Genomic DNA, 24,538 nt, shown 5'->3' on the forward strand with positions numbered 1-24,538 from the left:
CCCTCCTCATATGATTATCCTTTCACAGACCCCATCATGCCAGCCACAAAATGTTTCTGCATAAAGAAGAAGACAAGTGCGGTTGGCAATGTTGCAATCACAATCGCTGTCATAATCATGCCATAGTCAGGCGAATAACTTGAACCAAGGTTGGAAATCAATAATGGAATCGTTCGTTTCTCAGGTGATTGTAAGATGACCAATGGCCATAAATAATTGTTCCAGCTATTCATAAACGCAATAATCGCCGCTGCTGCATACGTTGTTTTCATGGTTGGAACATAAATGCGTAGGAAAATCCCCCATTCACTTAGCCCATCAATTCTCCCCGCTTCAATTAAATCGCGAGAAAACATCTTCGTATTTTGACGGAAGAAAAAAATAAAAAACGCTGTCGTAACAGTTGGCAATATGGCTGCCGCTAATGTATCAATTCCGAAAAAAGGCATCGTGTCAGTAATTCCACCAAATAAGCGATATAAGGGAACCATAATCGCTGCAAATGGGATCATCATTGTTAACAAGACAATATTAAATACGATATCCTTTCCCTTGCTACGATGAATTTCAAAACCATACCCAGCAAGCGATGCAATAAATAATGTTAAAAATGTCGTGACAACCGCAATAATCCCAGAATTCACAAGGGCAGGTACAATATCAACTGTTTCAAATAGTTTTTTTACGTTTTCAAATAAATGCGTGCCAGGCAGTAAACGCCCTCTCGTCACATCTACCGATTGATTGGTCATACTCGAAATCATCCATAAAAATGGAAAAATTGAAACGATGGTTGCAATGCTTAGAAACGTGTAAATAAAAATTCGCTTACACTTTTTCATTTTTTATCACCTGCCACTTTAAACTGAATAATTGATAGAAAGACGATCAAGATGACGATGACATAAGATACAGTCGCAGCATAGCCAAAGTCAGGCGTATACTCAAAAGAAAGATTATAAATATATTGTGAGATTGAAAGGGTTGCATTACCTGGACCGCCTTGCGTAATATTCATAACTTCATCAAACAATTGCAACGTCCCGATGGTTGATGTAATAGAAGTGAATAGTATGATTGGCTTTAAGAGTGGAATGGTAATTTGAAAAAATTGCTGAAACGCATTAGCCCCATCAATTCTTGCCGCTTCATAAATGGAATGATCCACGTTTTGAAGCGAAGACAAGTAAAAAATCATATTATAACCCGTCCATCTCCAAGTAATCGCCAGAATAATGATAATTTTTGCCCAAATCGGATCAGCTAAAAAATTTATCGACTCAGATATCGCGCCTACATTCAATAAAAAATGATTCACAATACCATCAACGCCAAATAAATATTTAAAAATCACCGAATAAGCAACGAGTGACGTTACACAGGGTAAAAAAATCGCCGTCCTGAAAAACCCTCTAAACTTCAGCGTTGGATCATTTAACAATACCGAAAAAATTAACGCTAATACTATCATGACAGGCACTTGAACAAGCAAATAGATCGATGTATTAATTAAAGCAGCAAGAAAACTCGGATCACCAAATAAGCGCATCCAGTTGTCAAAACCTACATATTTTAAACTTGCCCCAGCCCCTGATTGAAACGATAAGAGAAAAGCCTCAATCATTGGATAAAAATAAAACAAACCAATCGCCAGCACCGAAACAATGATAAACAGCCAGCCAATATGCTTTCGAATGAATGCCTTCATCGATCGTTTATGTGTTATGTGTTCTTTATTTATTAGTTGTTGACCCATGTTTACTCCCCCTATAACAAAGCCCTGAGCCGCGGCAACTCAAGGCTTTCTTCGATCGAACAATCTATTATTTCAGTTGTGCTTCAGCTTGTGATTGCGCATTTTCTAGTACTTGAGATAACTCTGTTCCATTCAAGTAATCTTGCATCCCCGTAACAATAATATCCTCGATTGCATACGTATGTTGACCGTAATTTACCCCTGGAATGTCGTCTGTCCATTCAGAAAATTTGGACACAATTTGTTCACCACCAAAAAATTCATCCTCTACGGCATACGCATCTCCCTCTGTAGCAGGTGAGTAGGTACCAACTGCGCCCACTTCTTGAACAAGTGTTTGATATAATTCCACATTTGAACCAAAAGTATTGGCTAAGAAATCAGCTGCTTGCTCCTTCCCTTCAACATTCAATACATACCATGAACTACCACCTAAGTTCGATGCATTGACCGCTCCTTCCATATCTAATCTTGGAATCGGAACGACGGCCCATTTGCCCGATTGCTCGGCAGCTTGTTTGACACTTGGGGTAATCCAGTTACCTGTTGGAACACTGGCAACATCACCACTATTAAATGCACCCACAAACTGACTCCAATCCGAAACAATTTTGGCAATATCTGCATCCATCATCCCTTTATACACTTCAAACGCCTTTTTAAGCGATTCGTTTTCAGAGATATGAGGCGTCGATCCATCCTCTTTGACATACCATGAGCCATTACTTTGCATCATCATACGAATTTGCCCTAAGTCATTGGGGTCTAAGGTGAGCATATTCTTGCCAGTAGCTTCTTTGACATCTTTCCCGATTTCGATATATTCCGCCCATGTAATATTTGATACATCCTCTACCGTGTAACCAGCTTCTTCAAGAAAATCGGTCCGCACATACAATCCTGCTACCCCTGAATCAAAGGGTACACCGTATTGTTTACCATCAAGACTCGTTGTGGCTGTCTTGTAATCAGCGAACTCATCCGTATTGATCACATCTGTTAATGGATGAAAAGCATCTGGATAAGCCTGCAAAAAACTTTGCGCCCGATAGTCTTCAATTAAAACAATATTGGGCATACCTTTCGTTGTACCTGAACTAAGACCGGTATTTAACTTTTGAATAATATCATCTTGCGCATTTTCGACAATCACGACGTCATAATCACCGCTATATGCTTCTTTCGCATGTTCAAGTGCGGCAATGTTAAATGCTGGATCCCAAGCCCAGGCTGTAATCGCATTCGTTTCTTCATATTCAGTAGTCCCTTCATTAGAACTGTTATTCGTTTCTTCGCCTGAAGAACAAGCTACTAATACCAGCCATCCTATCGACATCAAGACGATCCATACATACTTTTTCATTGAATGACCTCCTTTTTTACAAGCGATTGATCAACCGTCTTACCTTTATTGTAGCGCTTACATTTACAGAGTGTTAGAACGATCTTTAGATCCATCGTGAAAAAATATTTAGTAATTTCCCTACAAATTTGGATGATTTTTAGCTATTTGTCATTTTATTAGATAGGCAACGCTCATTCTTCTCGTAACGGTAATTCGATCCGAACTCTTGTCCCTTCTCCTTTGGCACTTGTCATTTCCACACCATACGGATGGCCATATAACAACTGAATCCGCTCATGCACGTTACGAACCCCAATACCGGTGAACAACTGACGCTTCGCCTTCATATTGTGACCTGCCATATCTATGCCATCCCCATTATCTACAATTTCACAAACGAGTCGATCCTCTCTTTGAGCAATCAATAGTTGAATAAATCCTTCTTTCTTCTCGTTAAACGCATGAAAAAATGCATTTTCAATAAAAGGTTGGAGAACCAGTTTAGGCAAACGATGATGCAAACAATCTGGTGAAATAAAATAATTCACCTTGATCCGATCACCATACCGAGCTTGGTTAATCAAGACATAATTTTTCATATTTTCGATCTCTTCTTCAACGGTTATTGTTTGATTAATACGACCAAGCGCATGTTGAAGTAAAGAGCTCAATGCGTGTATTGTATCAGTAGCCTGCTCCTTCTTCCCTTGCTGAACCATCAATTTAACCGACGTTAATGTATTATATAGAAAATGCGGATTGATTTGATGTTGCAATGCCCTTAATTCAGCATCTCTTTGCCGCTGTTGTGTTTGCACAACAACGTCTACGTATTCTTGTAGTTCATGTAACATCGAATTAAAAGCATATGCTATCTGATTCGCTTCATACCCACCCGTTTCTGTGATCGGTTTGTTAAAATGATGATTCGCAATATCTGAAATTTGATGGACTAGCTGACTGATGGACTTAGTCATCCGCCGGGAAATCACAAACACAATGATCACAGCAATGATGACAATTCCCATACTAATAAAAATAATTTCTTTCGGGTTAATTAACCGCTGAAGCACGGCATTCTGATCAACGAGATTGACCAAATACATATCATATGTCGGTAAATATTCTGACATTAACATATAGTCATCTTGCAAGACATGGACATCTTTATACTCTAGTTGCTCCTTGTCCACTTCTTTTGATGCTTGTAAAACATCTCGAGCATCTTTTCCCGCCCACTGCCCTTGACTACTTGAAACAATCGTCCCTTTTTCATTGATCAATAACACATTATTTCCCTCGCTCGTATACCCTTCGTAAAATGCCTTCAATTGATCTTCGTTAATTAGGAAATAAAGAATACCGTAAACATGATCCGTAGACCGCTCCGTTAACGCCTTCGTGCCAATAATCATCGGTTCACTATGAGCCATCAAGGAAGGCACATAGTGATACTGCAATATATCAGGATGGTTAACTGCACTATGGGTAATCGGGTGTTCCGCTAACTCTTCCCATGATACCGACCAGTTCGAATAATTCATATTATATAATTGCTCTTGTTTCCCAAACACGATCATACTGGCATTATAAGGTTCGATATTCGTATCAATTCTTTCAAGTTGTTTCATAATCTGATATTTTGATTCAGCAATAGCAATCGCATTTTCTCCTTGTTCAGTTAATCCCCTTTTAATCGTACCATTGTCTTGGACATCATTTTTCGCATTCACGATCGCATAACTCAATGATTCAAACCTCGATTCAATTTGACCTAACACCTTCGTATTCGTAATGCTGAAGGTATCCATAAATAAATGACTCGACATACGAATCGAGCTAAATGTGATAAATAACGACACAGCAACAATACTGATCACCATGACAACAAACATTTTAAGAAACAAATTATGATTTTTAATCACTTGCATCAATTGTTGTTGTCGTTTCATTTTCATAACGGTACTCCTTCCGATAATGACTAGGAGACATTCCTGTGATTCGTTTAAACACTTTGCAAAAATAGCTATGCTCCGAATATCCAACCATTCCACTGATATCTGATATGGAAACAGTACTACTTTCTAATAGATTCATCGCTTTCTTTATTCTCACCCGGTTCACATATTCACTAAATCCTTCTTTATGATGACTACTAAAATAAGCGGACAAATAGGATGGATTAAAGTGAAAATGGTCCGCAAGTTCTGATAGACGAAGCGTTTCTGTATAATGATCTTCAATATACGCTAACATCCTGTCTAGTTTATTCGAGGAATCATTCGAGAAAATCATCGTTTGTATTTTATTTACAACTTCATAAAACTCTTCCAGCGCTTCATTGACGTTGCTTGCTTCATTGATATTCGCAAAATAACGATATTTTTTCCGTTCGATTTCTGCCGTGTCACATGTTAAGTTGTCTAATAAAACGATCATATTAAAAATGATATTTCCTAAAAATGAGGTAAACTCGAATGGATCTTTTGTATATTGTGATGCTAAATAATGAATGTAATCGCTTAAATAAGTGAACGCAACATGAAATTGTCGATTTTTAAACATATCAATAAAGTGATTCAGATCAAAGTGAACAGGCCTTTTCTGCTCTTTCGGCAATTCATCATAAATTAGGAAAGATTGTTCCGGTAAATAAAACAAATATTGCTTCATTTTCAACAGACCATCCTCATATACACTTTTGATCTCCGTAATCGAGTCAAAGGGTCGCGCTACGATCCATGTTAGACTGGTATCCTCGCTTGAAATGGTTTTTATTGTTTCTTTAATTGTAGCGAACCGTTGTGGTTGAAAGTTAAGTAGGAAAGTTGTGCAATTGTCTTCAGCTAATAACGATAACACCTTCACATGATCACCGAGTTGTGGTTGCGCATGTTTCCCGAGAATTGCTACCAACACAAACTGACTATAGGGAAGAAAATGTTGTATGAATGCCTCATCTAATGCTGATTCATTACCTCGTAACACTGTTTCCAACAATTGTTCAGGCGAACGTTGACGAGCCGTGTGATCAAGATCAGGAATATTTGCGGCTATTTGGTATAAAATTTGGCATAATTCATCCTCATTTAATTTCGGTTTCAATATATAATCTGCCACACCATTCTGAAAAGTAGATCGTACGTAATCATAGTTCTCAAAACTACTTAATACAACGATTTCAATACTGGGGTATGCTCTCTTCACTGCTTTCACAACATCAATGCCATCCATAACGGGCATGACAATATCAGTAATCACAATATGGGGATGTGTTTGTTCAATCATATCCATCGCTTCTTGTCCATTGGATGCTTCGCCAACAATTTGAAAACCCTCCGCTTCCCAATCAATGTAATTTATAATTCCTTGCCTAATCAGCATTTCATCATCCACAATCAGAACACGACAAACTTCCGCCATAAATGAATAACCCCCTTCTTTTTGTAAGCGCTTTTAATAATTGGTACTAGTATATCATTTAACAAAACATAAAACGAAGTTGAGCGTCACGCCAGAATTATTGTGCTGAGGCCAGAATTCAGCGAGTCACGCCAGAATTATTGTGCTGACGCCAGAATCCCACGCGTCACGCCAGAAAAACCTAATGAAGCCAAAAAAATGGAACGAAGCGTCTAACTTCGTCCCATTTCATTCGTTATATCATGTAAAGCTGTTAATGTTTGATAAAATTTATACCCTTTTCCTTCAAGCAACTGTTTTTGTTCTTGTTCCAATCTTTTCAGTTGATCGCTCACCGTCTTCAAAGATTGAGCATGGCTTTGCATGTCATTCTCTACTTTGTCCATCTCTGGATCAAGCACACCTTGAATCATTGTGACGTATAACGCATCCTGATCAAGCAAGCGGAAGTAATATTGTTGAATTTGCGAGCGAATCTCTTCCTTCCCTTTCGTTCGTAACCAATGAACATAAGAATCTTGCTCCATTTTTTTCATCCAACTGCCGCCACCAATCACCTTCTTGACATGATTGGTCCAACTATCATCCCTTTGTAAATCGATACGAGGCATGCTGGATGAACGCCCATTCTCTTGTACCTTGTTTATAATCGGTTGCGTGGTGGCATTCAACCTTGGTAACACCTTTAAACGTGAAAGGTTCAAGTCATCAGATGAATGATCCTGTAACATTTTGATCAATCGATGTTTCAATAACTCAATCGTATTGACAAAGGATGGCAACAATTCTGGCTGCCAATTCGCCGTATGTAGCTGCTGAATCACTCTTTGTTCCATTTCATTCACATCGTACTGATAACTCAAATTTGTAATAATCGCATCCAGCTCATCAGATAATTTTTGATCCAATTCATTGATCCATTCGTTAAACGTTAATTGAAATAAGTTCTGTCCCTTTTTCTTAGCGGATTCCTGTGTATCTTCGATGAACGCTTTTAACTGAACATACTTGTTAAGCGTTCGGCGTTGTCGGTTCACTTTTTGTTGCATCGCTTGAACCACTTTTGCATATTGGGCATGAAGTCGATCCATCATATAAAAACTCTGATCTAGCCATTGCCTCAACCGCGTATCTGTCGCTACAGTCCCTGTTATACTTTCAAAAAAACCTGCTAGATCCTCTTGCCAGAAGTCCTTCTCCTCAGAAGAAAAAGGAATCACTTGTGAATGTGGCGACGTATATTTTCGCACTTTTTTCTCGGTATCCTCTAGGACTTCATCCAATTCATCTTCATCAAGTATAAAATCAGCTTTATTTAAAATAAAATCAATCGGCATATCAGGACGTTGCTGGGTCAACTGTTCAATCATGTCCTTTTCATCTTTGCGAAAAGCCTGCTCTGCACTCAAAATATACAGTAACCGATCAGCATATTGAGAAAAACGAAAGATTGGATTTTCTTCTTCGCCCTGATCATTGGTACCTGGCGTATCAATCAAACGAATGCTGTCAAAATGCCATTCAGGTGCCTGCGTCTGAATATAATATAATTCCGTATCATACGTCTCCTCAATAGTAGTTGAAGTCACCACATCATCATACGCCAAATCGATGAATCCATGTCCTGCTTGCACCTTTGAATAGTAAACGTGACTATTCTTTTCCAAAATGGTCACAGCAGACGTCGTTGGTACAATATCCGTCTGTAAAATTTTCTCACCAAATTGAGATTGAATAAAACTCGTTTTTCCATTATTAAATGTGCCAGATAACATCACATTCGTGGTTTGAGCATCAATAAAGTAATTCATCCAAAAGGCTGTCTCTGTTTCCACTGGAAGCATGAAATCACTTGTCCACGCAATGATGTCTTGGTGGAGATCTTGGCATAACATAAAGACAAGTTGTGCCCGATCCGTTTCAGGAACATCTATCGTGGTGTCACTTGCCTCGATGATACGAGATAGATAAGAGCCGAGAAGCGTTCCCTCACTTTGTTCCACCCATTGTTTCAGCCAATTGCTATGAAGGCCAGGTTCACGTACATACGCTTTTTGTGCAGTACTCAACAACCAAGGCTCTAATTGTGTAATAAAGAAATGCGCAATCGTTGGATGATTGGCGAGCCATGATGCCAAATAGATCATGATTTGAGCATATGACGCGAGTCGTTCACACATCGCTTGAATATAGGCAAACGCATCACCATCCGGCAAATGATCTTTACATACATCCATATATTGAATAAATGCTGCCTCATCAATGGGGAAATCATCATACATATAGTGCTGCATCTCTTGGAATAATTGCCAATCAAAAGCTTGATCCACCCGTGATAAATACGCTAAGAAACTTTCAAATGTCATCTTATGTTCATCAAAAAAAGCCACACTTTCTATGAAAATATGGCGATAAAAGGCGTCTTGCTGAAGTACCTTTAGGTAATATTTCGCGGATTGCTCTTGATCTTGTAAACCAGCATAGCAACGAGCCATTTGTAAAAACTTCTCTTCTTGAATATCATCTTGAGATAATCTTTGGTAATACTTCAACGCATCTTCATATGACTGCTCACCTTGTAAAATATCACCTATATTTTTTCTTGCCCATTCTTTCAAACGAGAGTCCGAATCTGCTACTGATTGCCATTTCCATCTAGCAACTTCTTTATCACCAAGATGATAATAGATTTCACCCAAGTAAAACTGATTATCCACGTCAGATTGCTCTATAAAATAACGAAGGTCAGCTAATGTGTTGCAGGATCGAATCATTGTATGAAGTTCTTTATGAATGAGTAGAGACAGTCTCATGTTCACGTACCTCTATAGATGTTTTTAATAGATCCCATGCTTGGAGATTTGTTTCGCGTCTATCTGTTTGTGCATGTCTATGCTTAAGATCTTGTTCGATCATCGTTTTTCTTTCCAATAACGTTTCTTGATAAGCCGTCATCGCTTGATGTTTGAAGTCTTCTAACTGCTGGCGGATGTAGATGGCAAATTGCTCATGCAATTGATGGGATATCCGTTCCGTTTCTTCACGTATAAGAGGGATAGCTTCTTTTTTAAATTTCTTTAACTTGTGATCTTTGAAATAGTCTTTCAAAAATGGCATCCCCACCAGTAATAACGGTAACGTAACCATACTCGCACCAAAGGCACCTACAATGGCAGCCGCTCCTCCACCAACAGCCCCGGCTTTCAAACTACTATTTGTCTTCTTATGTGTAGTAGAGAAAGAGCTTTGCCACTGATCGATGGACATGAATGGTTCGGAAGACTGTAACCTAGTTTGATCGAATTCATTTCGAAATAATTGCGCTAACCCCTTACCAATTTCATATCTCACTTTTGCCATCAGATGATCCACCTTTGGGGCGTTCATATTGATCCAAGCACGAACTTCATGTTCCATCGTCTTCGGTAATTGTTTTTCAAAGAAAACTTTTATATTTTCGCCTTCAAAACTGTCAACTTCATCGATCACCTTATTTTCGAGCTCTTCCATAAAATGAGCTAAAGACGAAGTGGTCAATTGCATAATTTCTTGCTGACGGTCTTGTGTATATACATCTAATTGCTGTCGATGCCTTGCTTGGTCGGCTTCCATTTGTTCTAATTTTTCAATCAAAGCTTGTAACTCTTCTTGCTCTGCATGTTGTAACTCCCGAATCAATTCCATCTCGTGATCTACTTTAGAGAAACTATGATAAAATCGTCTCTGCCAGATTCGTTCTTTTTGCTCAGCGCTTTTCCCTGTCGTTATCTTTTCTTTCACCGCATGTTCGAACGCTTGCCATTCTTCATCCTCATCATCTTCCATGGCAAATAAAGAAGAAACGGCATACACTTTTTCTTTATGCCCAGTGATTTTCTTTAATTTCTTTTCCATATACTCAATGACTTCATCAACTTCTTCTTCATCCACTCGATCCGAGAAATTCGCCACATACATAATCTCACCCATCGCTAATGGTAAAACCGTATCTCGTAGATAAGTTAATTCGGTTTTACGAATCGGTGTCGTCATATCGAATACAAAAATAATCAGATCCGCTCGTGGAATATGTTCATATGTTACTTCAAAGCGATGATCATTTAAATCGCCAATACCTGGTGTATCAATCAACTCTACGTTATCCCCTAAATGGTCTAACGGTTGATAAAGTTCAATAAAGTTCACATGCTGATATTGGGATTCATATGTATAATTCATAAGTGATTGTTGATGGGATGCGATGGATTCTATCTCCTCATCATCCGTATAGACCGTAGCGAGATCAGATTGACCATGCTTGATTTTATGTAATACTGCTGTTGTCGGCAGAACATCAACCGGCATTAATTCCTCTTGTAATAATGCATTAATGATGGATGACTTCCCTCGCTTAAACTCTCCCAATACGGCTATACGTTGTTCTTGGTTTTCCATATCCTCTTGTAAATGTTCTAATTCAGATAATACTTTATGTTCAGGCATTTCTTGCTCTAAAAATTCTTGCAATTGTCGCATTCGATTCTGCATACATAATCCCTTTCTTTACTCGTAAATCATGAAATGGTGTACTGCTCTATCTTCTCTACATTTTCCTTCAATTTCTGTTGTACGTGTTGTACGGCTTGCTTCTTTTCATCGATTTTTTGTTGATTGAGTTTATTATCTTGTTTCATAATCACTAGTGTTTCTCGCAGATCCATCATATTATCCTGTACAATCTGATCAAGTTTTCGAACGGAGGAATGAACTGTTTCTTGCCACTTCAACTTCACAGCATGTTTTTGTTCACGAAAAGCATGATCCCATTGCTTAAAATATTCCTTTTTAGCATTTGTTAACTTCTTACGTTTAATATACGCATCTACCATCCCGAACAAAGGGAGCTTGGCAATAAACGCGCCAATACCCGCCAGAATCACAATCGGAGTGGCAAAAATCGTTGCACCGATGAGGGCACCTCCTGCAACCAATCCCGTTGTAAATAATTCTTCAAATGTTTCTTTATCTACATTGCGAGATATGCTAACATCTAAATTCATGTCAAATTGAAATAACGCATGCGTCTCCATATGTTTTTCTTTCGTTTTGAGTAGTTGTAACGTATTTTCGACTTCATCTTTTATCATTTGCTCCATATAAGCCGAAAGTTCTGAACTGAATTGGTCTTGATGCGGTTTGATATCTCTAGATACTTGTTCAAAATGACGTTTGATGTCTTCATCATCGGGTCCGCCATGATAACGATCGATTTTTGTTTCAAGTGTTGATTGTAATGACTGATATAATTGGTCGGTTTTCCGTAAAATGGCTCTCTCTTGTTGCAACAAACGAGCCCGTAAATTCTCAACTTCTTGCTTCATGTCTTGCGTGACTTGTTGTAAGTGAGACTCTGCCTCTTCAATTTGTTGAACGAGTTCTCCTTGTTCGGCTTCCAAGGTAATCAGGTGATTTTGAAGTTCTTTTTCTATGTATGACTGAGTCACTTCCATATAATGTCGAGCTGGCTTATCCACTTTCACCAACCCTTGCTCATATTCAAAAAAATCATTTAGCTCCCTTTCAAATGAAGCAAACCCCGTCTCTTCAAGAGTATCATACGTGGGTTTTCGTATCCTCAAATGTTCGCCTTTTAAGCGGAGAGCTTCTAATGAAGATACTAAATACATGTTGACATCTGTTAATTGATCAATATGCAATAATTCTTTGCGAATCGACTGCATAACACGTTCATCTTCATCTTCTTTTAATCGATCTTTAAAATTAACAACAAAGAATACTTTACGGATATGTTGACTGAGAATTTCTTGATTTAAAAATTGAACCTCTGAATCGGTCAAATTTCCCGTCGCTGATAAGACAAAAATAATCGCATCTGCTTGTGGAATAAAGGTTTTCGTAATTTCTTCTCTTTCTTCATAAATATCATTCATACCAGGTGTATCATAGATTTCCACGTGACGAAGTCGATCTCCTAAAGGATAGGCAATATTGGCTCGACGAATATTTTTCAAACGAGTTAATGTGTCATAATATTCATCCATTTCTTCCTCGTCACTATCCTCATCAACCGCCATAGGTGCAGTCATTTTCTTAAATTCGTCAAAACTCAGTGAAAGACCTTCCGTTGTATCATTCATATCTAAATGAACCGCCTCTTGGTCGGCCTGATAGATCCGGTTAATAAAAGCCGTTGTTGGCCGCATTTTCGCTGGTAGTACTTTCTTACCGATGAAAGCATTAATAAATGTCGATTTCCCTCTCGAAAAATCGCCTACAATGGTTAAGTAAAACTTTCCATTATTCAATTGGTCGTAGATCGGTTTTATTCTACGTTCATATCCCGTATGACCAATGGAATTCATGAATTGTATGGACTCATCCATGATCGCACTCGTTTTATATTTTAAGTCAGTAAAAGATTGTCGCAATATACCACCGCTCTCCCCTCACCATGATAATGTAATTTTATCACTTTTTATGTTATATTTGTAGTATAAAAGATCTAATATAGGAGTGAGAACAATGACTTATGATAACTTTGACGATTGGGATGTAACGACAAACGAATTGGATCAATCCACTCTTAAGAACGGAATCGGTGACACCATCGCTTCTAAAAATAACCATACGATTCAGAATGAACATGGTACTTACCATTTACAAGATGGACCGTTAGATCAAACGAAAATTACATCTGAAGATTATTCAACAATCGGTTATATAAAAGAAGATGCTTTAGGTCAGACAAGTGTCTATGATGAAACATATGGCAAACTGGGCGACATCGATGAACACGGAAACATTGACCGTATCGCATCGTATCCCGACCCATTAAGTATCGCTGACCAAGCCAGATTTCAATCACTGAAACTCAGTGAAGAATAAGTCACGCTAGAATTATTGTGCTCACGCCAGAATTATCGTGCTGAGGCTAGAATCCAGCGCGTCACGCCAGAATTATCGTGCTCACACCAGAATCCAGCGCGTCACGCCAGAAAAATAGTTCGCATTCAAATGAAAAAGTTAACAAATGACTGCTTTCGTGTTTTGTAGTAAAATAAGGATAACAACTTAAAGTAGTGAGCGAGAACTAAATGGGAAAGGAGAGGTACGATGGAAAAAAGTGAGATGAATATGATACTTCAAGCCATTCACGAATTGTCCGACAAAGTGGATCAAAATCAGAGCTCGATTCAGCAATTATCAGAAAAAGTCGATCAAAACCAGAACTCGATTCAGCAATTGTCAGAAAAAGTGGATCAAAACCAGAGCTCGATTCAGCAATTATCAGAAAAAGTGGATCTGAATCATGCAGAATTAACAAAACGCTTGGATCGTATGGAAGACGACCTCGAAGATAAGACGGAATATATGCAGCACAAATTAATGGAACATGATGAGCTGATTTTTAAATTAAAACGTAGAGCACAATAGATCAAACAGCCCACATTCATACTATATTTTATTGTAGTAACCGCCTTAGGACGGTTATTTTTTATTTTACCTCTCGTGAATTTTGGTATGGGGGTTCTGGCTTCAATATGATAACGCGTGAGTCATATAACTCCATCCTCAGCACGTAATTTCTCGCGTCAATCATATAATCTCTAGCATATGTTCACTAATTCTCGCCTAACAAAAAAACATTTATGTTTGATGTTTTTAATAATCGGTTATGGATTAATAAAGGTGGTGTAATATTTGTCTGTCAATGCTTATGACCAACATCAACAAAAACGTAATGAATATGTCGACTCACAAATGGCAAAACACAATCGATTTTATAAAGATATTTACAACATTTTGTATACTCTTAATGACTTTACGATTGCTGTATGGTTTTTAATTGGTAGTATCTTCTTTTATTTTGAATCGCTAAAAACTTGGGGTGTGACGTTATTCGTGATCGGCAGTTTTCAATTTTTAATTAAACCGACGATTCGATTAATTCATGAGGTTAATGCAAGAAAACATTATGGAACAGAATATGATCAATTGATGAAATGAAACGTGTATTTCTTGCAGGATGGTTAATTTTTATTTCACATTGCGTGGATTCTAGCTTCAGCGAAAGAATTCTTGGATTCCAGCTTGACGCCTTTATTAATAAGTTTGACTCTCTACCGGCATCATGTTAACGAAAAATTTCCAGAACCTCTTCCCAAGACTTTGATCTGAAAATTCTTTTTTGAATGTCTTCTAATACTTCGATGTTATCAATTGCATTCAGTTTATTTTCAATTATTTGCATATGGTTTCCGGGATAAGAAACTTCTAAATAGTTAACCGTAGAACTAATGATACGCTTTTGTTCTCCTTTTTTGAAACCCTCTTTCCGGCCTTCACTGCGACCCTCTTTCCGACCTTCTTCACGGCCTTCTTCACGACCTTCTTCACGACCTTCTTCACGACCTTCTTCACGTCCCACTTTGTGCCCTTCTTCCCGACCTTCTTTATGTCCTTTTATTTTTGCTTCTTTTTCTCTTAATTCCGCTTCTACAACCGCTGCCTCTGCATCCAAAACCTCTTTAAGTCGAGCTTCATATGCTAGTACTTCTTCCTGTGTTGCACTGAGTACATCCCAACCACGGAAAGCATTCTTTAGTGTGTCATCCTTCAATGCAATTCCCTCCAGTTCCTTATAAATGTCTTCGTAGACTTTGCCATTTCGATGATCCACAACGCCTAACATCAATAACCATCTCGCCAATACATTATTCCATGGATCTAACTTTTTCTGTTTCCATTTACGAATTAGTTTGGGGATTTCCAAAAAATGAAATTCCATAACATCTGTTAATTTGAATTTTTCTATATCTTCATATAAATGATATGAAGTATGAAAACTATCTGTTCGCGAAAATAATTCAAAATTTAATATATTAATAGCAATGACTGGATTAAGCTGTTTATATGACATCTTTCTTTTCATGGGACCACGGTAAACACCTGCCCAATAATAAATAGAACGCTTGACCATATCATATTTATTTGTAAATTGAATCTCAATATTGATCCATTCGTCATTGTTCGTTAGCGCTAAAATATCTAGTCGTGACTGTTTATCCTCTTTGTATTCACCACCTGCTCGGTATTTTGAAAAGAAATATCTTTGATTGTATTTCGACCACTTCTATCCAAAATTGCATTTAAAAAAACAACTGTAATTTCTTTATTCTTTTCTGTTCCGAACAGTTGCTTGAAGCTATAGTCAATTTTCAGGTCCATCAAGTGATGCAAAGGAACACGCCGGAGCAAACTTTCCTTCAAAGACCTTCACCACCCATGTTCTATTTTTATTAACAACCTAATTCATATAAACAGAATACGCCTACTCGTAAGTGTACGAATCTTAACAGACGAGAACGGAATCAATTTTAATTGCCTATAACACTTGGAAAATACTCAAAAATGACTGCCACATTGCCCTTCACTTCAAATAACGTTTCACTTGATCAATCGTTTGAAATTCATCGATATGATCTATGATGGTTTCTAATGTTTCCGGGTGTTGCTTGTGAATCTGTTCACTTACATCATTTGATACGGGTGCAACAAATTTGGTGATTAAACGCGTGCACGTGTCTGCTAATGCTTCAGCTCTCCCTTCTTTTCTACCTTCTTTTCTACCTTCTTTTCTACCTTCCTCTAATCCTCGATCACGCCATGAATTCGGTAAACTCCGTATGAACGCAAGTTCTTCAGGGGTGAATTCTTCCGTTTCTTTCATCAGCTTTTCCTCCTCCTTATGAATCGGTAAATAATTTTCAAAAAAGCCATTGACTAACTCTAACTTCGCGGGTGGTTCATTTAATCTTAACAACATATTCAAAAACGCCTTCTTCACTTCTGATTTCTCGGATTCAGTATAGCCCATTTTACTAAGTAAAGCCGCAGCGACAGGATTATTAGACTGCAAGAACTTGCGCCAATTTTGCTTCTTGAGTTCGATTGTTAAAAAGGAAAATGTTAATACATGGAAGAATGGAAAACTAACCGTGAATTGATTGGGTTCATCTCGAATGTGATCGTACGTAAAAAGGGCAATAGGTAAGATCGGTTTTCTATATCTATTATACAACAGGCTGAAGTATTGATACATACGTTGATGGAAAAAATCTTGCGGATAACTTTGAGGTTCAACATGAATGATGATAATCGTTTCTTCACCTTTTAACTTGGCTTCGACGACAATATCTGCCTTACGACTTTCACCGTCTAATAAATCGGTAAACAACTCATTAGATAGTGGCTTTACTTGCGAGAAATCGATATGTTCGTAGATGTCGGGGAAAAATAAGGCCATAAATTCTGCGAAAAATGTATCGATCAACTGCTTAAAAAGTTGGTCATGAGGAATGTACGGTTTCGAATCTTCACAAACGACTGGCATTGCCGCATCCATTAGTTCACCTCTTCTCTTTTCATTTACACTTAACGCAAACATATGTTCTACAAATAATATACTATTAACACACACAAAAAGCAAGTGTTTTATAGAAAAATTCCACATTTTTCTTTACACAAAATTTGCACACGTAGAGCTGTGGCATTCATTACATGCTAAAAATTGGAATGCGCTAGCATCTTCAAATCCCCACCTAATATTTAGGAAGGGATTTTTTGTATGAAATGACAACCACTCAATGCATTATATTGTATATACTCTTGCTTCATATGGTCTTAACCTAATGCTATTTGCAGAATCCTGTTTGACAGGATAATTATGAATGACCAACTGCTTTACGAATACCTTGTTTTCAGTAAAACTGAATGAAGTATCTTCCTCAGATAAATTCAATAATATAAACCATTTCTCATTTTCATCAACTCTATAATAGGCATAAATGGTCGGATGATCTTCTAAAATGGGGTGATATTCACCGTATGTCATGACGCTATGACGTTTGCGCATTTCTATCAGATTCTGATAATAATAAAAAATCGAATCCGGATCATCAAGCGCTTTTTTTACATTTATTTCGTGATAGTTTGGATTCACTTGAATCCATGGCTGCCCTGATGTAAAACCGGCATTCTTTTCGTCATTCCACTGCATAGGTGTTCTAGAATTATCTCTAGAAAAAGGGACCAGCTCTTCAAAGACAGAATTGGAGTCTTCGCCATTCGCGACTCTTTCTTTATACTCATTGATCATTGCAATGTCATTATATTCATCAATACTGTTAAATCGAACACCGGTCATACCGATTTCCTCACCTTGAAAAACGTACGGTATTCCAGGTAAAGTATGAATTAATGTGGCAAAACAAGTAGCAGATTGTTGGCGATATTCTTTATCATTACCGAATCTTGTGACCAATCTTGTGTGATCATGATTATTTAAAAATTGAGAATTCCAACCTCTTTTCCATAACCCTTCATACCATCTTTTTTGAATGGATTTAAATTGTAATAAATCCCAACTTTTCATATCATCGAGAACTTCAAAATGGAATAAAGTGTTCAATTCCTTACGATCCTCTCCCACATATAACAAACCATCTTCAGGGGTAACAAATGGAATTTCACCAACTGTGAATATATCATAATCTTTCAAAACTTCTTCATGCATTTCTTGCAAATAATCATGAATCCCAGGATTGTTTCCCAAGTATGATATATCTTCTGGTTTTTCAGCATCAGGAAAACCTGGTATTTTAGCTAGTAAATTGATAACATCCATCCGAAAACCGTCTATTCCTTTGTCTAACCAATAGCGCATCATTTGGTAAATTTCTCGCCTGACAGCTGGATTCTCCCAATTTAAATCTGGTTGCTCCACTGCAAACGAATGAAAGTAATACTCATTCGTCTTTTCATCATATTCCCATGTTGATGGGGTGAAATAAGAACGCCAATTGTTGGGCTCTCTCCCATTCCTACCTGGCTTCCAAATATAATAATCACGGTACGGGTTATCCGTTGACTTACGCGATTCTTGAAACCAGTAATGTTGATCAGAAGTATGATTCACCACTAAATCCATAATTAGCTTCATATCTCTTTTATGTACTTCCTCTAGTAGACGATTAAACACTTCCATCGTCCCAGCTTTATCCATTATCTCTTGATAACTCGAAATATCATATCCGTTATCTATATCCGGAGATTCATAGCATGGATTTAACCATATTACATCAATTCCCAAATATTTGATATAATCTAATTTTTTAATGACTCCTTCTAAATCACCATAGCCGTCCCCGTCTGAGTCTAAAAAGCTTCTCCAGTATACTTGATATACCACAGCTTCTTTCCACCAATCCTGTTGCAAGTGGATCACTCCTTCCTCTCTAGGATTACAGTTTGATTTCTCCGCTTATTTTACAAGCATTAAAAAATGGAGCATTCCCAAAACAAAATGAGAATGCTTTTATAAAAGTGCTATCTATGAATTCTTATACTAGACGCCTTTATAAACTCTTGCTTCATATGGACTTAGAGTAAATGATTGGTCATCCGTCTCGTTCTGTATCTCATAATTACTAATTAATAATTCATTTGCGGTAAACGCAATATCTTCTGGTAAATCAAAGTTCACATGGTCATCTGAAAAATTAGTAACAACTAATAATTTTTCTGACTGATAATTTCGCAGATAAGCAAATATTTTTTGGTCATTAGGAAGAATAAGCTGATAGTTCCCATACACAATAATTGGATGATTTTTACGTAATTGAATTAATTTTCGATAGTAATGATATACGGAATTTTCGTCTTCGACAGCTTGCTTCGCATTAATCTCTTTAAAATTCTGGTTTACCTTCATCCATGGCTCTGCATCTGTAAAACCAGCGTTTTCAGAATCATCCCATTGAAAAGGTGTTCTCGCGTTATCTCTTCCTTTAGCATATATTGCTTGCATGATTTCCGCATGATTTTCATTCCCATCAATGACTTGTTCTTGATACATATTCAATATCTCAATATCCTGATAATCATTAATCGATTCAAATTTCACATTTGTCATACCTATTTCTTCACCTTGGTAAATATACGGTGTTCCCTGTAACATGTGTAAAAATGTTGCTAGCATTTTTGCGGATGTTACACGGTACTTTTCATCATCTCCAAAGCGAGAAACAATTCTCGGTTGATCATGATTATTTAAATATAAACTATTCCAGCCAGTACCGTGCAAACCATTTTGCCATTTCGTAATACTTTGTTTAAGATCCCTTAAGTCTAACTCCTTCAAATCCCACTTACCATTTGGACCTGAGTCTAGATCCATGTGTTCAAACTGAAAAACCATTTGTAATTCCTCTCGACTAGGATCCGTATACTTCTTCGCTTCTTCCACATCGACACCAGGCATCTCACCGACGGTCATAACATCGTAATGAGATAACACTTCACGATTCATTTCATGGAGAAATTCATGGATTCTCGGTCCGTTCATATAATATTGCCCGCCACCTACATATTTTTTATTATCTGGGTTTGGTGCATCTGGCAAATCAGGGTTCTTCGAAATGAAATTAATGACATCCATACGAAATCCATCAACGCCTTTATTCAGCCACCATTTCATCATACGATAGATGTCTTGGCGAAGTTTTGGATTTTCCCAATTTAGATCTGGTTGCTTTTTGCTAAATAAATGCAGATAATACTCACCAGTCAGTTCATCATATTGCCAAGCCGACCCACTAAATGCAGATTCCCAATTATTTGGTTCCTGTCCATCTTTTCCTTTTCTCCATATATAATAATCGCGGTACGGGTTGTCTGTTGAACTTCTTGATTGAACAAACCATTCATGCTCATCAGATGTATGATTGACAACCAAATCCATAATTAACTTCATGCCTCGATTGTGGACTTCATCTAATAGGTTGTCCCAATCTTCCATGCTTCCAAATTCGTCCATGATACTGCAGTAATCTGATATATCATAACCATTATCATCATTGGGAGATTGATAAACAGGAGATAACCAAATGACATCAATACCGAGCTCTTTCAAATAGTCTAATTTTTCCGTTATTCCATTAATATCACCAATACCATCTCCATTTGTATCATTAAAACTTCTAGGATAAATTTGATATACAACACTTTCTTTCCACCAATTTTTTTGATTCATTCATAATTCCCCCGTCGTTTATCTTTAATACTGAAATGCTTACTTTAATGAACCTCTCATGACCCCTCCTATGATCCACTTTTGAGCAAGTATATAAATGATAATCATTGGTAACATTGCCATTAAGTAAGATGCAAAGGCGAGATTATAATCCGTACTGAACTGTCCTTGAAAAGCATACTGCACAAGAGGCAATGTATATTGTGACGAATCACTTAAGATAACAAGTGGCAGCATAAAATCATTCCATGCAAATAATGCTGTCAATATAGCAACAGTTGCATGTATTGGTTTCATTAAAGGAAATATAATTTTCCAAAAAACCTGCCATATACTAGCCCCATCTATAATAGCCGCTTCTTCCAAGGCTTTAGGGATCGATTTAATAAAACCAACATAGACAAAAACATTGAAAGCTAATTGCATAACTACGTTTAGTAAAGCTAAACCAATTAAATTATCCATTCCCCACATACTTGTTTGCTTAACGATTGGCAGCATGATAACCGGAAAAGGAACAAACATCGCACTGATAAAATATAAATATAAAAACTTATAAAACTTTTTATGCATATTTCTAGCAATCGCATATGCCACAAGTGAGTGCGTTAACAGAACAAGTACAACAGTAAGAGTTGTTACGATAACACTATTTGTCAACGCTCTAAAAAAATCGGTCATAACGATCGCTTCCATGAAATTTGAAAAGGCCCACGATTCAGGAAGAGCTAATAGATTTCCTGCCATCTCTTCTGGAGTTTTCAAAGCGATATTCACCGTTAAATAAAGTGGAAACAGAATAAATAGACTTCCAAGAATTAATAAGATCGTTGCTTTCCAATTCGTATGTCCTCTCATTAGCTATTTCACCTCTCTTTTCTCTAAAACACGTAGCTGGAATATAGAGATAACAACAATAACAATGAAATAAATGACAGCATTCGCCGATTGATAGGCAAATTCTCCGCCTTGAAATGCACCACGGTAGATGAGAAGTGAAATTGACTCTGTAGCTTGCCCAGGTCCTCCACCGGTTAAAGCAATGATCTGATCAAAGGCCATTAAAAAGTTCTTCATGGCAACGACCATATTGATCGTAAAGAATGGTGCAATCAAAGGAAATGTAACCTTCCAAAACTTTTGCCATGGTCCTGCACCATCAATATCGGATGCTTCATATAATTGCTGATCAATCGTCGATAACCCCGCCAAATATAAGAGGGTGTTAAAGGCAGCTGATTGCCAAACAGCTAATAAGACAATTCCTACCCATGCCAATTCCTGATTTCCTAGAATATTTGAAGCTAAAAATTCGATATTTAAGGTGTCTCCCACCTTTGGAAGGATATGAGTAAAGATGAACCGGAAAATGTATCCTACGATGAGGACACTTAAAATAAATGGCAAAAAGTAAATAGCTCGCAAAGTCTTATGAAATTTAATTTTTGCATTTAGGCCTATTGCAATAAGTAAACTGACAATATTAACAAGGATGGTAGATACAATCGCGAATTGAAAAGTGAAACCGTAAGCACTTAATGCACGTCCATCTTGAAATACATTTAAATAATTATCAAAACCTATAAAGTCCCAACTTCCATACCCTTTAAAATTGGTAAAACTGTAGAAAATACCTTGTATAGTCGGATAAGTATGGAAGGTGAAAAAAATGATAATGGCAGGGATGACCATAATTAAATAGGTGTAATTTTTCTTTGTCATCACAAACGCTCCTTTGATAACTTGAGGGGGCGCTATAGCCCCCTAAGCAATTTTTAGCGATTCAATACCTTATCCCATTCAGAATCCATAGTTTCTAAAAACGCATCCTTATTCTTTTCTATTAAGAAGTCCTGCACAAGATTTTCTGTACCTAAACCTGCTGGATAATAATGATCAGGGAAGCTAGTCAATCTTCCTTGTTCAAAATACTTCTTAATTCCATCGAATACAGGGTCTTTTTGCAAGACTCCCGTTAATCCTGAGAAGGCTTTTTGCTCATTAATATATCGTTGAGCCACTTCTTCGCTTGCTAAATACTTGATAAATTTCATTGCTTCTTCTTTATGTTCAGTGCTGTCACTGATGGTCAATGCTACATCTACGCCTGATACAAGATCGTTTTCTTCAGCATTATTATTTGAAGGAAGTGCCATTGTGCCTAACTCAATATCAGGATTCATCTCTAGAATTTCAGGGATTGCCCAATTTCCTTGAATGTAAAAGACACCTTCTCCATTAGCGAATGCTCTATTACCGTCCGCATAACCAATCCCAAAGTTATCTGAATGACCATAATTAAGTAATTCTAACATCTTACTAGCAACATCATTATATTCTTCTTGAAATGTTGCTTCTCCGTTATTTTTTAATTGTGCAAAATCTTTAGGAACTAAATTGGCTGCAACACCATTCCAGATTGGCATACCAGTCCATGCATCCTGCAATGTGAAGTATATCGGTATTTCACCTGCCGCTTTAGCAGTCTCAAGGGCTTGGATAAACTCATCCCAGTCTGTAGGTATTTCAATTCCCAGTTCTTTCACTTTTTGCTTGTTGTAAATCACTCCATTTGCATTTGTTGCGTAAGGGATTCCATATACTTCTTCTTTATCAGGTCCGACTAATCTACTTAACATATCGATATATGATGGCTGTACACTATCTAAAACATCTGAGCCTGAAAAATCATGAAACACTTCGCTACTCGCTAATTCACCGTATGTCGCATTTCCGCCAATAGACATTATATCTGGTAAATCATTTTTCGTTAGCCTGGTTTTTAGTACGGTTTCAGCCTCTGGAGGAGCTTCCAATTCAATATTGATATTAGGGTTTTCAGATTCGAAGTCTTCAATAATTCCTTTATACGTATCGATACTCTCAGACTTATTAGAGAACATCTCCAATGTTACAGAACCGTCTGCACCTTCACTTTCTTCATCACCTGATCCACAACCGGCAAGGAATACCAATAGGCTAAGTCCAACGACAAGCAATCCTTTAGTTACACGTTTCATATTAACCCTCCAAAAATTATTTTTAGGTAAACGTTTACGTTTTGCGCAAACGTTTCTAATTCGTTCAAAATAAAGTATATACCCCAAATATTGTCTCACTTTGTTATATTTTTCTTTAAAAATACTTCTTTTTTAGTAAACGTTTACTCAAATGGTAAAAACATTTCATTATGCCCGATCTGTCTTTTGTCGTTAGTTAGACGACAAGTCTTTTACACTGTCTCTTTCCTTAATTTCATGTTGAAAGATACGGCTTTCCACAAGTTTTTCTGGTTGATTAATCATTTCAAAAACTAATTCTGTTGCTTTAGCACCCATATCATATAATGGCTGATGCACTGAAGTTAATGGCGGTGTGCTCATTTCGGCAATGCTTAAATTGTCATAGCCTATTAACGATATGTCATCGGGTACTTTTACATTCAGTTGATAGGCTGCTGAAATAACACCGAGCGCTATCTCATCACTAGCTGCAAAAATGGCTGTTATATCAGGAAATTGCTTGATTAGACGATGAAATCCATTAATGCCATCTTCAAAACCAAAGCCTGTTTCAACAACGATTTGATGATCATGAACAGGGAAATTATTTGCCTGCATCGCTTGCTTTACCCCGTTAATTCTTGGTAGTCCTGCAACAGGATCGTTCGCATTACCACTAATCATTCCAATCTTCTCATGGCCTTTCTTAATGAGATATTCTGTTGCAGAGTAAGCGGCATGTTGATCGTTCACTTTAACAAATGGAACCGGAAAATCATATGACTCTGATGAGAGAAGAACCATCGGTATTTCCATCTCTTTAATAAAATTGTAGTATTCCTCTTTCAATGTCTCACTAGTAAAAATCATACCATCAACTTGCTTTTCTTTAAGTAATTGCAAATATTGCATCGTTTTTT

18 protein-coding genes and 1 pseudogene are annotated in these 24,538 nt (G+C 37.3%); 3 read left to right on the plus strand and 16 right to left on the minus strand.

Features of this window, described 5'->3' with window-relative positions:
• Positions 1–14: 14 nt before the first annotated feature.
• The 8 genes from J416_RS12495 to J416_RS12530 all read right to left on the minus strand — a co-directional run bounded on the left by J416_RS12495 (position 15) and on the right by J416_RS12530 (position 12,952).
• A complete protein-coding gene (locus tag J416_RS12495) occupies positions 15–842 on the minus strand; it encodes a carbohydrate ABC transporter permease (RefSeq protein WP_003473047.1) in 828 nt (275 codons plus the stop codon).
• Positions 839–1,708, minus strand: coding sequence for a carbohydrate ABC transporter permease (locus tag J416_RS12500; RefSeq protein ID WP_156809595.1), 870 nt, complete (start codon positions 1,706–1,708; stop codon positions 839–841). The genes J416_RS12495 and J416_RS12500 overlap by 4 nt, the downstream gene beginning before the upstream one ends.
• 115 nt (positions 1,709–1,823) lie before the next feature.
• Positions 1,824–3,119 (minus strand): ABC transporter substrate-binding protein, encoded by a 1,296-nt coding sequence (locus J416_RS12505; protein ID WP_003473050.1) that lies wholly within the window; start codon positions 3,117–3,119, stop codon positions 1,824–1,826.
• A gap of 173 nt (positions 3,120–3,292) precedes the next feature.
• Positions 3,293–5,059 carry a sensor histidine kinase gene (locus tag J416_RS12510; RefSeq protein WP_003473051.1) on the minus strand — a complete coding sequence of 589 codons (1,767 nt, stop codon included), beginning with the start codon at positions 5,057–5,059 and terminating at the stop codon, positions 3,293–3,295.
• Positions 5,019–6,524 carry a response regulator transcription factor gene (locus tag J416_RS12515; protein ID WP_003473053.1) on the minus strand — a complete coding sequence of 502 codons (1,506 nt, stop codon included), beginning with the start codon at positions 6,522–6,524 and terminating at the stop codon, positions 5,019–5,021. The genes J416_RS12510 and J416_RS12515 overlap by 41 nt, the downstream gene beginning before the upstream one ends.
• Positions 6,525–6,736: 212 nt before the next feature.
• A complete protein-coding gene (locus tag J416_RS12520) occupies positions 6,737–9,337 on the minus strand; it encodes a dynamin family protein (RefSeq protein WP_003473055.1) in 2,601 nt (866 codons plus the stop codon).
• Positions 9,312–11,051, minus strand: a complete 1,740-nt coding sequence (locus J416_RS12525; RefSeq protein WP_003473057.1) for a dynamin family protein — start codon at positions 11,049–11,051, stop codon at positions 9,312–9,314. The genes J416_RS12520 and J416_RS12525 overlap by 26 nt, the downstream gene beginning before the upstream one ends.
• 26 nt (positions 11,052–11,077) lie before the next feature.
• Positions 11,078–12,952, minus strand: a complete 1,875-nt coding sequence (locus J416_RS12530) for a dynamin family protein (RefSeq protein ID WP_003473060.1) — start codon at positions 12,950–12,952, stop codon at positions 11,078–11,080.
• A gap of 94 nt (positions 12,953–13,046) precedes the next feature.
• On the opposite strand from J416_RS12530, the gene J416_RS12535 reads away from it, so the two are divergent.
• The 3 genes from J416_RS12535 to J416_RS12545 all read left to right on the plus strand — a co-directional run bounded on the left by J416_RS12535 (position 13,047) and on the right by J416_RS12545 (position 14,531).
• Entirely contained in the window at positions 13,047–13,409 is a 363-nt protein-coding gene (locus tag J416_RS12535; RefSeq protein WP_003473062.1) for a hypothetical protein, read from the plus strand.
• Positions 13,410–13,637: 228 nt separating this feature from the next.
• Positions 13,638–13,958 carry a hypothetical protein gene (locus J416_RS12540; protein ID WP_003473064.1) on the plus strand — a complete coding sequence of 107 codons (321 nt, stop codon included), beginning with the start codon at positions 13,638–13,640 and terminating at the stop codon, positions 13,956–13,958.
• Between the two features lie 267 nt (positions 13,959–14,225).
• Positions 14,226–14,531, plus strand: a complete 306-nt coding sequence (locus tag J416_RS12545) for a YrhK family protein (RefSeq protein WP_003473066.1) — start codon at positions 14,226–14,228, stop codon at positions 14,529–14,531.
• Positions 14,532–14,658: 127 nt separating this feature from the next.
• Here the strand turns inward: J416_RS12545 and J416_RS12550 are convergent.
• The 8 genes and pseudogenes from J416_RS12550 to J416_RS12585 all read right to left on the minus strand — a co-directional run.
• A pseudogene (locus tag J416_RS12550) lies at positions 14,659–15,752 on the minus strand (Rpn family recombination-promoting nuclease/putative transposase).
• Positions 15,753–15,954: 202 nt separating this feature from the next.
• Positions 15,955–16,929: an Rpn family recombination-promoting nuclease/putative transposase gene (locus J416_RS12555; RefSeq protein WP_003473072.1), complete on the minus strand. Its 975-nt coding sequence runs from the start codon at positions 16,927–16,929 to the stop codon at positions 15,955–15,957.
• Between the two features lie 246 nt (positions 16,930–17,175).
• A complete protein-coding gene (locus J416_RS12560; RefSeq protein ID WP_003473074.1) occupies positions 17,176–18,801 on the minus strand; it encodes a glycoside hydrolase family 13 protein in 1,626 nt (541 codons plus the stop codon).
• Positions 18,802–18,930: 129 nt separating this feature from the next.
• Positions 18,931–20,616 carry a glycoside hydrolase family 13 protein gene (locus J416_RS12565; protein ID WP_003473076.1) on the minus strand — a complete coding sequence of 562 codons (1,686 nt, stop codon included), beginning with the start codon at positions 20,614–20,616 and terminating at the stop codon, positions 18,931–18,933.
• Positions 20,617–20,655: 39 nt separating this feature from the next.
• On the minus strand, positions 20,656–21,474 hold the full coding sequence (locus tag J416_RS12570; RefSeq protein ID WP_003473078.1) for a carbohydrate ABC transporter permease: 819 nt from the start codon (positions 21,472–21,474) through the stop codon (positions 20,656–20,658).
• 3 nt (positions 21,475–21,477) lie between these two features.
• Positions 21,478–22,338: a carbohydrate ABC transporter permease gene (locus J416_RS12575; protein ID WP_003473079.1), complete on the minus strand. Its 861-nt coding sequence runs from the start codon at positions 22,336–22,338 to the stop codon at positions 21,478–21,480.
• A gap of 53 nt (positions 22,339–22,391) precedes the next feature.
• Positions 22,392–23,636 carry an ABC transporter substrate-binding protein gene (locus J416_RS12580; RefSeq protein WP_003473080.1) on the minus strand — a complete coding sequence of 415 codons (1,245 nt, stop codon included), beginning with the start codon at positions 23,634–23,636 and terminating at the stop codon, positions 22,392–22,394.
• Between the two features lie 192 nt (positions 23,637–23,828).
• Positions 23,829–24,538, minus strand: a 710-nt coding sequence (locus J416_RS12585) for a substrate-binding domain-containing protein (protein ID WP_003473082.1), incomplete at its 5' end; no start/stop codon positions are given.

It is taken from the genome of Gracilibacillus halophilus YIM-C55.5, from assembly GCF_000359605.1.
GTDB lineage: Bacteria > Bacillota > Bacilli > Bacillales > Amphibacillaceae > Gracilibacillus > Gracilibacillus halophilus.

Bases quoted from the DNA above. Each gene is read 5' to 3' on its own strand.
- J416_RS12495 (WP_003473047.1), bottom strand. From the start codon at position 842: ATGAAAAAGTGTAAGCGAATTTTTATTTACACGTTTCTAAGCATTGCA.
- J416_RS12500 (WP_156809595.1), bottom strand. From the start codon at position 1,708: ATGAAGGCATTCATTCGAAAGCATATTGGCTGGCTGTTTATCATTGTT.
- J416_RS12505 (WP_003473050.1), bottom strand. From the start codon at position 3,119: ATGAAAAAGTATGTATGGATCGTCTTGATGTCGATAGGATGGCTGGTA.
- J416_RS12510 (WP_003473051.1), bottom strand. From the start codon at position 5,059: ATGAAAATGAAACGACAACAACAATTGATGCAAGTGATTAAAAATCAT.
- J416_RS12515 (WP_003473053.1), bottom strand. From the start codon at position 6,524: ATGGCGGAAGTTTGTCGTGTTCTGATTGTGGATGATGAAATGCTGATT.
- J416_RS12520 (WP_003473055.1), bottom strand. From the start codon at position 9,337: ATGAGACTGTCTCTACTCATTCATAAAGAACTTCATACAATGATTCGA.
- J416_RS12525 (WP_003473057.1), bottom strand. From the start codon at position 11,051: ATGCAGAATCGAATGCGACAATTGCAAGAATTTTTAGAGCAAGAAATG.
- J416_RS12535 (WP_003473062.1), top strand. From the start codon at position 13,047: ATGACTTATGATAACTTTGACGATTGGGATGTAACGACAAACGAATTG.
- J416_RS12540 (WP_003473064.1), top strand. From the start codon at position 13,638: ATGGAAAAAAGTGAGATGAATATGATACTTCAAGCCATTCACGAATTG.
- J416_RS12555 (WP_003473072.1), bottom strand. From the start codon at position 16,929: ATGGATGCGGCAATGCCAGTCGTTTGTGAAGATTCGAAACCGTACATT.
- J416_RS12565 (WP_003473076.1), bottom strand. From the start codon at position 20,616: ATGAATCAAAAAAATTGGTGGAAAGAAAGTGTTGTATATCAAATTTAT.
- J416_RS12570 (WP_003473078.1), bottom strand. From the start codon at position 21,474: ATGAGAGGACATACGAATTGGAAAGCAACGATCTTATTAATTCTTGGA.
- J416_RS12575 (WP_003473079.1), bottom strand. From the start codon at position 22,338: ATGACAAAGAAAAATTACACCTATTTAATTATGGTCATCCCTGCCATT.
- J416_RS12580 (WP_003473080.1), bottom strand. From the start codon at position 23,636: ATGAAACGTGTAACTAAAGGATTGCTTGTCGTTGGACTTAGCCTATTG.